General features: G+C 64.7%; 21 protein-coding genes. 1 reads left to right on the top strand and 20 read right to left on the bottom strand.

All coding sequences use genetic code 11. The annotated features are described in order from the left end of the window. Positions 1-29: 29 nt before the first annotated feature. Positions 30-1,424: a DegQ family serine endoprotease gene (locus DY468_RS08930; protein ID WP_164604382.1), complete on the bottom strand. Its 1,395-nt coding sequence runs from the start codon at positions 1,422-1,424 to the stop codon at positions 30-32. Between the two features lie 82 nt (positions 1,425-1,506). Further along, positions 1,507-1,896, bottom strand: coding sequence for a winged helix-turn-helix transcriptional regulator (locus DY468_RS08925; RefSeq protein WP_164604380.1), 390 nt, complete (start codon positions 1,894-1,896; stop codon positions 1,507-1,509). A gap of 130 nt (positions 1,897-2,026) precedes the next feature. Between DY468_RS08925 and DY468_RS08920 the strand changes: the two genes are divergently transcribed. After that, positions 2,027-3,046 carry a zinc-binding alcohol dehydrogenase family protein gene (locus DY468_RS08920; RefSeq protein ID WP_164604378.1) on the top strand — a complete coding sequence of 340 codons (1,020 nt, stop codon included), beginning with the start codon at positions 2,027-2,029 and terminating at the stop codon, positions 3,044-3,046. 245 nt (positions 3,047-3,291) lie between these two features. Here DY468_RS08920 and DY468_RS08915 read toward each other — a convergent pair whose 3' ends face one another. The 18 genes from DY468_RS08915 to rpsQ form a co-directional block, all read right to left on the bottom strand. Next, entirely contained in the window at positions 3,292-4,086 is a 795-nt protein-coding gene (locus tag DY468_RS08915) for an SDR family NAD(P)-dependent oxidoreductase (protein WP_164604376.1), read from the bottom strand. Between the two features lie 284 nt (positions 4,087-4,370). Beyond that, entirely contained in the window at positions 4,371-4,790 is a 420-nt protein-coding gene (gene rplQ, locus DY468_RS08910) for a 50S ribosomal protein L17 (RefSeq protein ID WP_164604374.1), read from the bottom strand. 156 nt (positions 4,791-4,946) lie between these two features. Beyond that, positions 4,947-5,966, bottom strand: coding sequence for a DNA-directed RNA polymerase subunit alpha (locus tag DY468_RS08905; protein ID WP_164604372.1), 1,020 nt, complete (start codon positions 5,964-5,966; stop codon positions 4,947-4,949). A 133-nt stretch (positions 5,967-6,099) separates the two neighbouring features. Then, positions 6,100-6,489: a 30S ribosomal protein S11 gene (gene rpsK, locus DY468_RS08900; protein ID WP_011158772.1), complete on the bottom strand. Its 390-nt coding sequence runs from the start codon at positions 6,487-6,489 to the stop codon at positions 6,100-6,102. A gap of 130 nt (positions 6,490-6,619) precedes the next feature. Further along, positions 6,620-6,988 carry a 30S ribosomal protein S13 gene (gene rpsM, locus DY468_RS08895; protein WP_110785871.1) on the bottom strand — a complete coding sequence of 123 codons (369 nt, stop codon included), beginning with the start codon at positions 6,986-6,988 and terminating at the stop codon, positions 6,620-6,622. 184 nt (positions 6,989-7,172) lie between these two features. Next, complete coding sequence (locus DY468_RS08890) at positions 7,173-8,270, bottom strand: adenylate kinase (protein WP_164604370.1); 1,098 nt, start codon at positions 8,268-8,270, stop codon at positions 7,173-7,175. Then, complete coding sequence (secY, locus tag DY468_RS08885) at positions 8,267-9,598, bottom strand: preprotein translocase subunit SecY (protein WP_164604368.1); 1,332 nt, start codon at positions 9,596-9,598, stop codon at positions 8,267-8,269. The genes DY468_RS08890 and secY overlap by 4 nt, the downstream gene beginning before the upstream one ends. A 151-nt stretch (positions 9,599-9,749) precedes the next feature. After that, complete coding sequence (rplO, locus tag DY468_RS08880; protein ID WP_164604365.1) at positions 9,750-10,235, bottom strand: 50S ribosomal protein L15; 486 nt, start codon at positions 10,233-10,235, stop codon at positions 9,750-9,752. Between the two features lie 12 nt (positions 10,236-10,247). Beyond that, positions 10,248-10,442, bottom strand: coding sequence for a 50S ribosomal protein L30 (gene rpmD, locus DY468_RS08875; RefSeq protein WP_011158777.1), 195 nt, complete (start codon positions 10,440-10,442; stop codon positions 10,248-10,250). Positions 10,443-10,500: 58 nt separating this feature from the next. Next, the gene (rpsE, locus tag DY468_RS08870) at positions 10,501-11,076 is read right to left on the bottom strand and encodes a 30S ribosomal protein S5 (protein ID WP_011158778.1); all 576 of its coding nucleotides are present in this window, start codon (positions 11,074-11,076) and stop codon (positions 10,501-10,503) included. 60 nt (positions 11,077-11,136) lie between these two features. Next, positions 11,137-11,499 carry a 50S ribosomal protein L18 gene (gene rplR, locus DY468_RS08865; RefSeq protein ID WP_110785876.1) on the bottom strand — a complete coding sequence of 121 codons (363 nt, stop codon included), beginning with the start codon at positions 11,497-11,499 and terminating at the stop codon, positions 11,137-11,139. A gap of 11 nt (positions 11,500-11,510) precedes the next feature. Beyond that, entirely contained in the window at positions 11,511-12,044 is a 534-nt protein-coding gene (gene rplF / locus DY468_RS08860; RefSeq protein ID WP_110785877.1) for a 50S ribosomal protein L6, read from the bottom strand. A gap of 112 nt (positions 12,045-12,156) precedes the next feature. Beyond that, positions 12,157-12,555: a 30S ribosomal protein S8 gene (gene rpsH, locus DY468_RS08855; protein ID WP_107345076.1), complete on the bottom strand. Its 399-nt coding sequence runs from the start codon at positions 12,553-12,555 to the stop codon at positions 12,157-12,159. Positions 12,556-12,570: 15 nt separating this feature from the next. Beyond that, positions 12,571-12,876, bottom strand: a complete 306-nt coding sequence (rpsN, locus tag DY468_RS08850; protein ID WP_164604360.1) for a 30S ribosomal protein S14 — start codon at positions 12,874-12,876, stop codon at positions 12,571-12,573. Positions 12,877-12,919: 43 nt separating this feature from the next. Beyond that, on the bottom strand, positions 12,920-13,477 hold the full coding sequence (gene rplE, locus DY468_RS08845; protein WP_164604357.1) for a 50S ribosomal protein L5: 558 nt from the start codon (positions 13,475-13,477) through the stop codon (positions 12,920-12,922). Beyond that, on the bottom strand, positions 13,470-13,784 hold the full coding sequence (gene rplX / locus DY468_RS08840; protein WP_164604353.1) for a 50S ribosomal protein L24: 315 nt from the start codon (positions 13,782-13,784) through the stop codon (positions 13,470-13,472). Before rplX ends, rplE begins: the two co-directional genes overlap by 8 nt. Beyond that, positions 13,784-14,152, bottom strand: a complete 369-nt coding sequence (gene rplN / locus DY468_RS08835) for a 50S ribosomal protein L14 (RefSeq protein WP_013501924.1) — start codon at positions 14,150-14,152, stop codon at positions 13,784-13,786. The genes rplX and rplN overlap by 1 nt, the downstream gene beginning before the upstream one ends. Before the next feature lie 63 nt (positions 14,153-14,215). Further along, the gene (gene rpsQ, locus DY468_RS08830) at positions 14,216-14,464 is read right to left on the bottom strand and encodes a 30S ribosomal protein S17 (RefSeq protein WP_110785880.1); all 249 of its coding nucleotides are present in this window, start codon (positions 14,462-14,464) and stop codon (positions 14,216-14,218) included. Between the last annotated feature and the right edge of the window lie 3 nt (positions 14,465-14,467).

Below are 14,467 nucleotides of genomic sequence, written 5' to 3'. Positions count from 1 at the left end.
GCCTGGAAGCATCAGCGGGTCGCCGCTGCTCATCCGCCCAAGGTGACTTGGATCTGCTGGCCGCCGCGGACCAGCATGATGCGCCACAGCCGCGGGGATTGGCCGGCGATGCGTTCGAGATCGCTGGTCTTGGCGATCCGGGTGTTGTTGACCGCGACGATGATGTCGCCCTTCTGGAAACCGACATTGGCCGCGGTGCTGTCGTCGGGAAGTTCAGTGACCACGACGCCTTCGACACTCGGATCGAGCCGCATCTCGTCGGCGATCGCCGGCGAGATGTTGGCAATCTTGGCACCCTGGAAAGGCGAGCGCGAGCTGATCACCAGCTCGTCACGGCCGGAGTCCGGCGCGGTCTCGAGCGGGATCGAGAGCTTCACCGGCTTGCCGTTGCGCTGCACTTCGATCTGCGCGGCGCCGCCGAGCGGACGGGTGGCGAAGCGATAGTCGAACGCGTTGGGATCGTCGATCGCAAAGCCGTCGATCGACACGATCAGATCCGACAGCTTCAGCCCGGACCGCTCCGCCGGGCTGCCCTTGGTGACGCTGGCGACCAGCGCCCCGCCCGGCCGTTTCAGGCCGAGGGTTTCGGCGATCTCCGGCGTCACCGCCTGCAGTCGCGCACCGAGCCACGGCCGCTTCACCGCCTTGCCGCCGCTCTTGGCCGAGGCGACCACCACCCGCACCATATTGGCGGGAATCGCGAAGCCGATGCCCTGCGAGCCGCCGGAGCGTGAGAAAATCGCGGTATTGATGCCGACCAGCTTGCCGGTCATGTCGACCAGCGCGCCGCCGGAATTGCCCGGGTTGATCGCCGCGTCGGTCTGAATGAAGAACTGATAGTCGGTGATGCCGACCTGAGTGCGCGCCAGTGCCGACACGATGCCGTGGGTCACGGTCTGGCCGACGCCGAACGGATTGCCGACCGCAAGCACCAGATCGCCGACCATCAGGTCGTCGGAATTGGCGAAGTCGAGCGTCGGAAACTTCTCCTTGGTGTCCTTGAGCCGCAGCACGGCCAGATCGGTGCGGCTGTCCTTGAGCACGATCTCGGCCTCGAACTCACGCTTGTCGGCGAGCGCAACCTTGACCTGATCGGCGCCCTCGATGACGTGGTTGTTGGTGACCACCAGACCGGACGCATCGACCATCACGCCCGAGCCCAGCGAGCGCTGGATCTGCTCCGGCTGCGGCCCGCCGCCGCCAAAGAACCGGCGGAAGATCGGGTCTTCCAGCAGCGGATTGCGGTTCTGCACCACCTTGGCGGCGTAGACGTTCACGACCGCGGGCTGCACATGCTGCACGATCGGCGCGTAGCTCAGACGGATCTCCGCCTGCGACGACGGCAGCCGCCGCTCCTGCGCCGCGAGCGGCGTGGCAAAAGCGAGCGACAGACAGAGGACGGTAAACGTGCGGATCGGGTTCATGCGGGAATCCGTTACAGGGGCATCTTGGGCGCAGCAGATATAGTCCGCCGGCCAGGCCAGGAGAAGGAAAAGCCGCCGGCGCTCAGGCCGGCTGAGCCTCGGCGGTTTCGATTGTCGATTCGGCTGCAGACGAAGCGAGTTGCTGCTGGCGGGCGCGATGTTCCTCGCCCCAGCGCTTCAGCGCATCGATCACCGGGCGCAGCCGCTCGCCGGTCTCCGACAGCGCGTATTCCACCCGCGGCGGCACTTCGGCGAACACCTGGCGGGTAATCAGGTCGTCGTCCTCCAGGGCGCGGAGCTGCTTGGTGAGCATTCGCTGGGTGATGCCCGGCATCCGCCGGCGCAGCTCGCCGAACCGCAGCCTGCCGTCCTGCAGGTGGTAGAGGATCACGCCCTTCCATTTGCCGTCGATCAGGTCGAGCGTCACCTCGACCGAACACCCCGGCGCACAGGCAAAGTTGCGACGCTTCATGCGAAGACACCCAATAGTATCCAATCGGTGACTATATCCCTCAAATGACAGTACTTGCAATGTCGGCTCACGAGGGCGACTTTGCGCGCCCAATCTTGCGCACCCAAGACGCCCTTGCACGGAGACCATCATGAAAGCTGTCGGCTACATCAAGAGCCTCCCGATCGACGATCCGGAAGCGCTGCTCGATCTCGAGCTCGCCAAGCCCGAGCCGGGTCCGCGCGACCTCCGGGTTGCGGTGAAGGCGGTCTCGGTCAATCCGGTCGACACCAAGGTCCGCAGACGCGCCGCCCCGCCCGCCGGCGACCACAAGATCCTCGGCTACGACGCTGCCGGCGTGGTCGAGGCGGTCGGCGCCGAGGTGACGCTGTTCCGGCCGGGCGACGAGGTGTTCTACGCCGGCTCGATCCAGCGGCCGGGCACCAACGCCGAATTCCATCTGGTCGATGAACGCATCGTCGGCCGCAAGCCGAAGACGCTGGGCTTTGCCGAGGCCGCAGCACTGCCGCTGACCTCGATCACCGCCTGGGAGCTGCTGTTCGACCGGCTCGGCGCACGCCCGAGCAAGGCGTTCGATCCGCGCACGCTGCTGATCGTCGGCGGCGCCGGTGGCGTCGGGTCGATCCTGATTCAGCTCGCGCGCCGCCTCACCGGCCTCAGCATCATCGCCACGGCCTCGCGGCCGGAGACGACGAAGTGGTGCCTCCAACTCGGCGCGCACGCGGTGATCGATCACAGCCAGCCGATGAAGCCGCAAGTGGACGCGCTGAAGCTGCCGCCGGTCTCGCTGATCGCGAGCCTCACCAACACCGATACGCACTTCGCCCAGCTGATCGACCTCCTCGCCCCGCAGGGCAAGATCGGCCTGATCGACGATCCGGTGCAGCCGATCAATCCGATGCTGCTGAAGCCCAAATCGGCCTCGCTGCATTGGGAAGCGATGTTCGCGCGCTCGACCTTCGAGACCGCCGACATGATCGCCCAACACGATCTGCTCGACGAAGTCGCCGGCCTGATCGATTCCGGCGTGCTGCGCACCACGCTCGATCAGACCTACGGCACCATCAACGCCGCCAACCTGAGACGCGCCCACACGCTGATCGAAAGCGGCAAGTCGGTCGGCAAGGTCGTGCTGGAGGGGTGGGGTTAGGCGCTCTTCAACGAGCGCCGTGCCCGCGTCGCCCTCACCCCACCCCTCTCCCGCAAGCGGGAGAGGGAGCACGCTGCCGACGTGGCGGGGCTGTGGATGAACGCGGCGTAGGATTGCTGTTAGTTCGGAAATTGTGACGGGATCATTTCATCCGCTCCGAATGCGGCGAACTCCCTCTCCCGCTTGCGGGAGAGGGTTGGGGTGAGGGCTGCTGCGGGCAGTGATTCCAGAACCTCGCCGTCTAACTACGCGATCGTCTGCAGCAGGCCGCCTTCGGCGCGGAGCGCGGCACCGTTGGTGGCGGAGGCTTGCTTGGAGCTGACATAGACCACCATGTTGGCGATCTCCTCGACGGTGGCGAAGCGCTGGATCAGCGAGCCGGGGCGATGCTGCTTGACGAAGTTGGCGGCGGCTTCGCTCTCCGACTGTCCGTTCTGCCTGGCGAGGTCGGCCACGAAGGTCTGCACGCCCTCGCTCATCGTCGGGCCCGGCAGCACCGCATTGACCGTCACCGCGGTGCCGCGGGTCATTTCGGCCAGACCGCGCGACACCGAGAGCTGCGCGGTCTTGGTCATACCGTAATGGATCATCTCCTTCGGGATCATCAGCGCCGATTCCGAGGCGATGAAGACGATGCGGCCCCAGTTACGCTTCAGCATCGCCGGCATATAGGCGCGGGACAGCCGCACGCCGCTCATCACGTTGACGTCGAAGAAGCGCTGCCAGTCTTCATCCGGGATGTCGAAGAACGGCTTCGGCTCGAAGATGCCGGTGTTGTTGATCAGAATGTCGACGTCGGGCAGCGCCGCGACCAGCTTGGCGCAGCCCTCGGCGGTGGAGACGTCGGCGGCGACGCCGGTGATCTTGCCGCCGGTGGCGACCTTCGCCACTGCTGCGATCGCAGCGTCGACCTTGGCCTGTCCCCGGCCGTTGATGACGACATCGGCGCCGGTCGCGGCGAGCCCCTTGGCGATGGCATGGCCGATGCCGGCAGTCGAGCCGGTGACGAGTGCGGTCTTGCCGGACAGATCAATGTGCATGGAGTGCTCCCGTTTTCAATCATCAACGCGATGACGGAAGTAACGATCCGGACCGCTGATCGCCAGCGCCAGACACGAGGACGTGCGCCCTCACCCACCAGCCGTCATAGCCCGCGACGGCGGGCGACCCAGTATCGCAGAGCCTTCATGCTCATCACCGGTGCCCTGGAATACTGGATCCCCGCATGCGCGGGGATGACGTCGGAACAGAACCTTGTGCCGCAACAAAAAAGGCGGCGCCGTGCGGCACCGCCTTTTGAAATCTCAGGCTGGAAGGAAGCTGCTTACGCCGCTTCGGCTTCGCTGCTGTCCTGGGTCGGGCCCGAATCCTTGCCCTTGGCATCTTCGTCGCGGTCGACGAATTCGATCACCGCCATCGCGGCGTTGTCGCCGTAGCGGAAGCCGGCCTTGATGATGCGGGTGTAGCCGCCGTTGCGGTCCGCGTAGCGCGGCGCCAGCACGTCGAACAGCTTCTTCACCTGGTCCTTGTCGCGCATTTCGGCGATCGCCTGGCGACGCTTGTCGAGGCCGCCCTTCTTGCCGAGGGTGACCAGCTTCTCGACGATCGGCCGCAGTTCCTTGGCCTTCGGCAGCGTGGTGACGATCTGCTCGTGCTTGATCAGCGCGGCGCACATGTTCGCGAACATCGCCTTGCGGTGTTCGGCGGTGCGGTTGAGCTTCCGATGAACCTTGCCGTGTTTCATGTTGTCAGTCCTTCACTCGATGATACCCGACGGTTCGTCGGAGTTGCAGGCGGGCTACCTGCGTTCGCCCTGGTGGAGCCCCACCCTTCGAGAAGCGGCCAGGCCGTTTCTCAGGATGAGGAACAGGCCTCATGGCGAACCATGAGGCCGATCGGCTCAGTAGTGATCTTCGAAGCGCTTGGCGAGCTCGTCGATATTCTCCGGCGGCCAGCCCGGCACTTCCATGCCGAGATGCAGGCCCATCTGCGCCAGCACTTCCTTGATCTCGTTCAGCGACTTGCGGCCGAAGTTCGGGGTGCGGAGCATTTCGGCTTCCGACTTCTGCACCAGATCGCCGATGTAGACGATGTTGTCGTTCTTCAGGCAGTTCGCCGAACGCACCGACAGCTCGAGCTCGTCCACCTTCTTGAGGAAGGCCGGGTTGAAGGCGAGGTCCGGGATGATCTCCTGGGTGACTTCCTTGCGCGGCTCTTCGAAGTTGACGAAGACGTTGAGCTGATCCTGCAGGATGCGGGCGGCGAACGCCACCGCGTCCTCCGGCGAGATTGCGCCGTTGGTCTCGACCGTCATGGTCAGCTTGTCGTAGTCGAGGATCTGACCCTCGCGGGTGTTCTCGACCTTGTACGACACCTTGCGGACCGGCGAGTACAGGCTGTCGACCGGGATCAGGCCGATCGGCGCGTCCTCGGGACGATTGCGCTCGGCCGCGACGTAGCCCTTGCCGGTGTTGACGGTGAACTCCATGCGGATCTCGGCGCCGTCGTCCAGCGTGCAGAGCTGCAGATCCGGGTTCAGCACGACGATGTCGCCGACGGTCTGGATGTCACCGGCGGTGACCGCACCCGGACCCGACTTCTTGATGACCATCCGCTTCGGGCCTTCGCCCTGCATCTTCAGCGAGATGTCCTTGATGTTCAGCACGATGTCGGTCACGTCCTCGCGCACGCCGGCGATCGAGGAGAACTCGTGCAGCACGCCGTCGATGTGCACCGACTGCACCGCCGCGCCCTGCAGCGACGACAGCAGCACGCGACGCAGCGCGTTGCCGAGCGTCTGGCCGAAGCCGCGCTCGAGCGGTTCGGCGACCAGCGTCGCAAACCGGGTGGCATCGCTCCCGGCGGTGACCTGGAGCTTGTTCGGCCGAATCAATTCCTGCCAATTTTTCTGGATCGTCACTGTGTCACCTTCCTGGCCAGGCGATCGACGCCGGGGCCCCGGCGCATCGTCGCTAGCATTGGAAACTGCGGATCAATCCGCGGGAAACAACGAATAGAGCCGCCGGCGGCACCGGGCCGCCGGCGACGAAAACTCAGACGCGACGACGCTTACGCGGACGGCAACCGTTGTGCGGGATGGTGGTGACGTCGCGGATCGAGGTCACCGTGAAGCCCGCCGCCTGCAGCGCGCGCAGCGCCGACTCACGACCCGAACCGGGGCCCGCCACCTCGACCTCGAGGGTGCGCATACCGTGCTCCTGCGCCTTCTTGGCGACGTCCTCGGCCGCGACCTGCGCGGCGTAGGGGGTCGACTTGCGCGAGCCCTTGAAACCCATCGTGCCGGCCGACGACCAGGCAATCGCATTGCCCTGCGCGTCGGTGATGGTGATGGTGGTGTTGTTGAACGACGAATTCACATGCGCGATGCCGGAGGCGATGTTCTTGCGCTCGCGACGGCGAATGCGGGTGGCGTCCTTGGCCATAGTCTACCTTTCTACGTGATCTCAACGCCGCCGTAACGCCAGCGGCTCCACCGAAACGGCGAATGGCGAACAACCAGTGGCGACTAGGGGAAGCCCCCTACTCGCCACCGGCCGTTCGCAACTCGCAAACTTACTTCTTCTTGCCCGCGATCGCCTTCGCCGGACCCTTGCGGGTGCGGGCGTTGGTGTGGGTGCGCTGACCGCGCACCGGCAGACCGCGACGATGACGCAGGCCGCGATAGCAGCCGAGGTCCATCAGACGCTTGATGTTCATGCCGGTCTCACGGCGAAGGTCACCCTCGACCAGATAGTCGCGGTCGATCACTTCGCGGATCTGCAACACCTCGGCGTCGCTGAGCTGATTGACGCGACGATCGAGCGGGATCTTCACCTTCTCGATGATGTCGGCGGCATGCTTCTGGCCGATGCCATGGATGTACTGAAGCGCGATCAGCACGCGCTTGTTGGTCGGGATATTCACGCCGGCTATACGGGCCACAGACTTCTCTCCTGTCACCGGCCTAAGCCGGTCAATTCCTTGCTCTCTCGGGCGGCGTTCACAAACGCGAACACGACGCCGACCCCTCGCTCAGTTTTGGGGCCCGGCATCGTCTGAAACCTATCCGACGGGATATCGGGCCTTATTAAAGGATTCCGTTTTGCTTCGTCAACCGAATCCCAATTCAAGCTCGCTTCTTCGTGACCTTTTTGGGCTTTTTGCCACGCGCCGGAGCCTTGGCAACTGCCTTGGTCTTCGACGCCGCGGCGGCCTTTTTGGTCGCCTTCTTACCAGCGGCCTTCTTGCCGGCCGCCGGCTTGACCGCACCCTTGGCGGCCTTCACGACCGTCTTGACGGCCTTTTTGCCAGCCTTTGCAACGGCTTTGGCCGCCTTCTTCAGACCAGCCTTCGCAGCCTTACCGGCCGCAGACTTGCCGGCTGCAGCTTTGGCCGCCTTGGAAGCGGCCGGCTTCGCGGCCGCCTTCTTGGCGACTGCCTTCTTGCCTGAAGCCTTCTTGCCAACCGCCTGTTTGGCCGAAGATTTCTTGGCCGGTGCGGCCTTCGCCGACTTGCCGGCAGGCTTCCCCGCGGTCGCCTTGGCGGCCTTCGTCTTGGTCGCCACCTTGGCCTTCTTGGCACTGGTCTTGACCGCGCGCTTGGCGCGCGAGGCCTTGGCGCCCTTCTTGGCGTCGGCGGCGCGAACCGCCTCGAGCACCCGGCCGATCTCGCGGGTGACTTCGTCGATCGTCATCATGCCGTCGACGGTGAGGAGCTTGCGCTTCTCGGAGTAGTAGTCGACCAGCGGCTCGGTCTGCGCACGATAGGCGGACAGACGCTTGGCGAGCGCTTCGGCGTTGTCGTCGGCGCGCGGCTCCTCGCCGCGGGCGCGCATCTCGGCGACACGGGTCTCGACCCGGTCGAGCAGCGCGCCTTCATTGACCTTGAGCTCGACCACGGCGTCGAGATCGAAGCCCTTGTCCTTGAGCAGCGAATCGAGCGCCTCGGCCTGCGGCACGGTGCGCGGGAAACCGTCGAGGATGAAGCCCTGGGCGGCGTCGTCCTGATCGATCCGGTCGGAAATGATTCCGATCACCACCTCGTCCGGCACCAGACCGCCGGCCGCCATGATGTCCTTGGCCTTGAGGCCGACCGGCGTGCCGGCCGCCACCGCGGCGCGCAGCATGTCGCCGGTGGAGAGCTGCACGATGCCGTGCCGCTCGACCAGACGGGCCGCCTGTGTGCCCTTGCCCGCACCAGGCGGTCCGAGGAGGATCAGTCTCATTTCTTGCGCCCCCGCAACTTCGACTTCTTGATCAGGCCTTCATACTGGTGAGCCAGCAGATAGCCCTGCACCTGCGCAACCGTATCCATCGTCACGCTGACAACGATCAGAAGCGAAGTTCCGCCGAAATAGAATGGCACCGCCGCGTAGGAGATCATGATCTCCGGGATCAAGCAGACGACGGCCAGATAGATCGCACCGACCACGGTGATGCGCGAAAGTACGTAATCGATGTACTCGGCGGTGCGCTCGCCCGGGCGGATGCCCGGAATGAAGCCGCCGTGCTTCTTCAGATTGTCCGCGGTCTCGGTCGGGTTGAACACGATCGCGGTGTAGAAGAACGCAAAGAACACGATCATGCTGATGTAGAACACCAGGAACAGCGGCCGGCCGTGCCCGAACTGGGTCACGATCCACTGCAGCCATTCCGGACCGCTGCCGGCGTTGAAGTTCGCGATCGTGGTCGGCAGCAGCAGCAGCGACGAGGCGAAGATCGGCGGAATCACGCCCGCGGTGTTCAGCTTCAGCGGCAGATGCGAGGACTGGCCCTCGAACATCTTATTGCCGACCTGGCGCTTCGGATACTGGATCAGCAGCCGACGCTGGGCGCGCTCCATGAACACGATGAAGGCGATCACGACCACGGCCATCACCAGCACGATCAGGATCAGGCCGGTCGACAGCGCGCCCTGGCGGCCGAGTTCGAGCATATTCGCCAGAGCCGACGGCAGCTCGGCGACGATGCCGGCGAGGATGATCAACGAAATGCCGTTGCCGATACCGCGCGAGGTGATCTGCTCACCCAGCCACATTAGGAACATAGTGCCGCCGGTCAGCGTGATCGTGGTCGACAGCCGGAAGAACATGCCCGGGTCGGACACCACGTTGCCCGCGCCTTCGAGGCCCACGGCGATGCCGTAGGATTGGAACAGCGCCAACACCACGGTGAGGTAGCGGGTGTATTGGTTGAGCGTCTTGCGGCCGCTCTCGCCTTCCTTCTTCAGCGCCTCAAGCTGCGGCGACACGGTGGTCAGCAGCTGCACGATGATCGATGCCGAGATGTACGGCATGATGTTGAGAGCGAAGATCGCCATGCGGTGGATGCCGCCGCCGGCGAACATGTTGAACATGCCGAGGATGCCGCCGGCCTGCTGGCGGAATACCTGGTCCCAGATGTTCGGGTCGATGCCCGGCAGCGGGATGTAGGTGCCGAAGCGGTACACCAGCAGCGCGCCGAGCGTGAACCAGATCCGCTTCTTCAACTCTTCGGCTTTACCGAGCGCCGAGAAATTGAGGTTTGCCGCTAGTTGTTCCGCTGCTGAGACCATGTCCGGCTTTCTCCCGCGCTGCTGTCCCGATCCGCTGCCGGATGCGGCGGTCGGGTCGGCGCCGGGCATCTATTTGGTGCGCGCGCGTCGAAAAATCCACCGTACCGGCGAGGCCGGGCGCCCGCTTTAACAGCGGGCGCTGACGGGGATATTACGCTGCTTCGCCTTCGTCCGCCTTGGGGGCGAGGATCTTGACCGAACCGCCGGCCTTTTCGACCGCGGCGATCGCCGACTTGGTCGCACCGTACACTTCGATGTTCAGCTTCGCGGTGAGCTCACCGCGGCCGAGCAGACGAACGCCGTCCTTGGCGCGGCGCAGAACGCCCGCCTCGACCAGCGCCGCGGCATCGACCACCTTGCCGGCGTCGATCGCCTTGGCATCGACGGCCTCCTGGAGGCGGTCGAGGTTCACTTCGGCGAAGTCGAGCGCAAAGATGTTGTTGAAGCCGCGCTTCGGAAGGCGACGATGCAGCGGCATCTGACCGCCCTCGAAGCCCTTGATGCGCACGCCCGAACGCGCGGTCTGGCCCTTGCCGCCACGACCGCCGGTCTTGCCCTTGCCCGAACCGATGCCGCGGCCGATCCGCATGCGCTTTTTGCGCGAGCCGACGTTGTCGGCGATCTCGCTGAGCTTCATCGCCCTGTCTCCTTACTTCTCGTCGACGACGCGGACGAGGTGTTGCACCTTGCCGATCATGCCGCGAACTTCAGGGGTGTCCTGCAGTTCGGCGACGCGGCCGATCTTGTTCAGCTTCAGGCCGATCAGCGTCTCGCGCTGCGAGTGATGGCGCCGAATCGGGCTGCCGATCTGCTCGACCTTGATCATGTTTGCGGCCTTGGCCATCTCGTTCACTCCGATCGCGTCTTGTCAGAAGACCGCGTGATCGCCCTCGATCACGCTGTTATTCGGCCACCACTTCGGCATCGCCGCCGACGCGGCGGGCCTGCAGAGTGGAAACCTTGATGTTGCGGCGCGCGGCGACCGAACGCGGCGAGTCGAGGTGCTTCAGCGCGTCGAAGGTGGCGCGAACCATGTTGTAGGGGTTCGACGAACCGACCGACTTCGCGACCACGTCGGCGATGCCGAGGGTCTCGAACACCGCACGCATCGGGCCGCCGGCGATGATGCCGGTACCGGCCGGGGCGGCGCGGAGATAGACGCGGCCGGCGCCGTGACGGCCGGCGATGTCGTGATGCAGGGTCCGGCCCTCGCGCAGCGCGACGCGGGTCAGGTTGCGCTTCGCAGACTCGGTCGCCTTGCGGATCGCTTCCGGCACTTCGCGCGCCTTGCCGTGACCGAAGCCGACGCGGCCCTTCTGATCGCCGACCACGACCAGCGCAGCGAAGCCGAAGCGCTTGCCGCCCTTCACCACCTTCGCCACACGGTTGATGTGGACGAGCTTGTCGACGAACTCGCTGTCGCGCTCCTCGCGCTCCCTGCTCCGTTCGCGTCCGCCGCGTTCGCGTTCAGCTGCCATGGTGTGTTCCAATCCTTGCGAGGCTCGCGCCCCGATCCTGGTATCCGTTCAATCCGAAATTTAGAAGCTCAGGCCGCTCTCGCGAGCCGCATCCGCCAGCGCCTTGACGCGACCGTGATACAGATAGCCGCCGCGGTCGAACACGACCTCCTTGACGCCCTTCTGTACAGCCCGCTCGGCAACCAGCTTGCCGACCGCCTTCGCCGCATCGATGTCGGCGCCGGTGTTGCCGGCCTCGCGCAGGGTCTTCTCCAGCGACGAAGCCGAGGCGAGCGTCTCGCCCTTGGCGTCGTCGATCACCTGCGCATAGATGTGCTTCGACGAGCGGAACACCGACAACCGCGGACGGCCGTTGGCGGTGCGCCGCAGCGCAGTCCGGACCCGGTTGGTGCGCCGGGCATTCGTAACCTTCATCTTCGACATGACCGGCTCCGTTACTTCTTCTTGCCTTCCTTGCGGAAGATGAATTCGTCCGAGTAGCGGACGCCCTTGCCCTTGTACGGCTCCGGCGGGCGATATTCGCGGATCTCGGCGGCGACCTGGCCGACCTTCTGCGAATCGATGCCGGTCACGGTGATCTCGGTCGGCTTCGGCACCGTGATGGTGATGCCTTCCGGGATGTCGTACAGCACGTCGTGGCTGTAGCCGAGCGCGAGCTGCAGCTTCTTGCCCTGCATCGCCGCGCGATAGCCGACACCGGTGATTTCGAGCTTCTTCTCGAAGCCCTTGGTGACGCCTTCCACCAGATTCGCGATCTGTGCGCGAGCCGTGCCGTAAAGCGCCCGCGCCCGATTGGTCTCGAACCGCGGCGATACCGAAACCGAACCGTTCTCGAACTTCACGTCGACGTCGTCGTGCACGACGAACTGAAGCTGACCCTTCGGCCCCTTCATCTTGACGGTCTGTCCCTCGACGGTCGCCGTCACCCCAGACGGGACCGTGACGGGCTTCTTGCCAACGCGTGACATGGTCGATCCTTCTTAAACCCTGCATCCTCCGGCGAAACCCGCTCGGGACGATGCGCCAATTTCCGTTCTCCGGCGCCTCCCGGCCGCACCCTGCGGCCGCCGGCGCCGGCGATTAGAACACCGTGAACAGAACCTCGCCGCCGACATTGGCGTCGCGGGCGTCGTGATCGGCCATGATCCCCTTCGGGGTCGACAGCACCGAGATGCCGAGGCCGTTGTTGACGCGCGGCAAGTTCTTCACCGAAGCGTAGACCCGACGGCCCGGGCGCGACACGCGCTCGATCTCGCGGATCACCGGTTCGCCGTCGAAATACTTCAGCTCGATCTCGAGCTCGCTGCGCCCCGACGGATGCTCGACGGTGGCGTAGCCGCGGATGTAACCCTCGGACTTCAGCACATCGAGAACGTTGGCGCGCATCTTCGAGCCCGGGGTCGAAACCTTGGACTTGGAGCGCATCTGCGCGTTGCGGATGCGGGTGATGAGATCGCTGATCGGATCGTGCGTGGACATCTGACGACCCTCCCCTTACCAGCTCGACTTCACGAGGCCCGGAACCAGGCCCTTCGAGCCGAGGTCACGGATCGCGATACGGCTCAGCTTGTTGAGACGATAGACCGAACGCGGACGGCCGGTGAGGTCGCAGCGGTTGCGGATCCGGGTCGCCGACGAGTTACGCGGCATCTCGGCGAGCTTCAGCGTCGCCGCGAAGCGCTCCTCCATCGGCTTGGTCTTGTCGGCGATGACCGCCTTCAGACGCGCGCGCTTGGGCGCCGCGTTCTTGGCCATCTTCTTCCGGCGGTTGTTCTTCTCGATCGCACTCTTCTTTGCCATATCAGGCTCCTGGGTTTCCGCGTTTGAGATGCTTTTCAGCGTCTCACTGCCGGAACGGGAAATTGAAAGCGGTGAGCAGCGCACGCGCCTCGTCGTCGGTCTTAGCGGTGGTGCACACCGTGATGTCCATGCCCCACGACTCGCCGGTCTTGTCGAAGTCGATTTCGGGGAAAATGATGTGCTCCTTGATGCCGAGCGAGTAATTGCCCCGGCCGTCGAAGCTCTTCGGGTTCAGCCCGCGGAAGTCGCGGACGCGCGGCAGCGCGACCGTGATCAGGCGGTCGATGAACTCGTACATCCGCGCCTGGCGCAGCGTCACCTTGCAGCCGATCGGCTGGTTCTCGCGCAGCTTGAAGGTCGAAATCGCGACGCGAGAATAGGTGATGACCGCCTTCTGGCCGGCGATCAGCGACAGATCGCCCGCCGCCTGCTCGGCCTTCTTGCGATCGTTCACCGCCTCGCCGACGCCCATGTTGAGCACGACCTTGTCGAGCTTCGGCACCTGCATCACGTTGGCGTAGCCGAACTTCTCGGTGAGCTGCGCGCGAATGCTGCGGTCGTATTCCGTGCGCAGCCGCGGAACGTATGCGGTCTCAGCCATCGATCTCTGCTCCCGAGCGCTTGGCGATGCGGACCTTCTTGCCGTCCGCGAGAATCTTGAATCCGACGCGGGTCGGCTTGCCGTCCTTGCCGACGATCGCGATGTTCGACAGGTCGATCGGCGCCTCTTTCGAGATGATGCCGCCTTCCTGGGTCTGGGTCTGCTTCTGGTGGCGCTTGACCACGTTGATGCCGCGCACCAGAGCCTTGCCGGCGTCCGGACGGACCTCGAACACCTCACCGGTGCGGCCCTTGTCGCGACCGCTCAACACGATCACCTTGTCACCCTTACGGATCTTGGCGGCCATCACAGCACCTCCGGCGCCAGCGAAATGATTTTCATGTGGTTCTTCGCGCGCAACTCGCGCGGCACCGGCCCGAAGATACGGGTGCCGATCGGCTCGGACTGATTGTTGATCAGAACGGCGGCGTTGCGGTCGAAACGGATGACGGAACCGTCCGGGCGGCGGATGTCCTTGCGGACACGGACCACCACGGCCTTCATCACGTCGCCCTTCTTCACCTTGCCTCGCGGAATCGCTTCCTTGATCGAGACCACAATGACGTCACCCACGGTCGCATACCGGCGCTTGGATCCCCCAATCACCTTGATGCACATGACACGGCGTGCGCCTGAATTGTCGGCCACGTCGAGGTTGGTCTGCATCTGAATCATTGATGCACCTCGTCCTCTCTCTGCTGCGCTGCTTGCGCGCTAAACTGATGCGCAAAAGCGCGCTTAGGCGGTCTTCTTCGGTTCGCCCCGGACGACGGTCCAGCGCTTCAACTTGGAGATCGGCTTGCTCTCTTCGATCCACACCATGTCGCCCGGCTTGAACTGGCTGTTCTCGTCGTGCGCGTGGTAGTTCTTCGAGCGCCGGATGGTCTTCTTGTAGATCGGGTGAGTGAAGCGGCGGTCGACGCGCACCACGATCGTCTTTTCTTGCTTGTCGCTGACGACCACGCCCTGCAGGGTCCTCTTCGGCATGTC

Source organism: Rhodopseudomonas sp. BR0M22, from assembly GCF_010907035.1.
Taxonomy (GTDB): Bacteria; Pseudomonadota; Alphaproteobacteria; order Rhizobiales; family Xanthobacteraceae; genus Rhodopseudomonas.
This window is presented reverse-complemented; position numbering and strand designations above follow the sequence as displayed.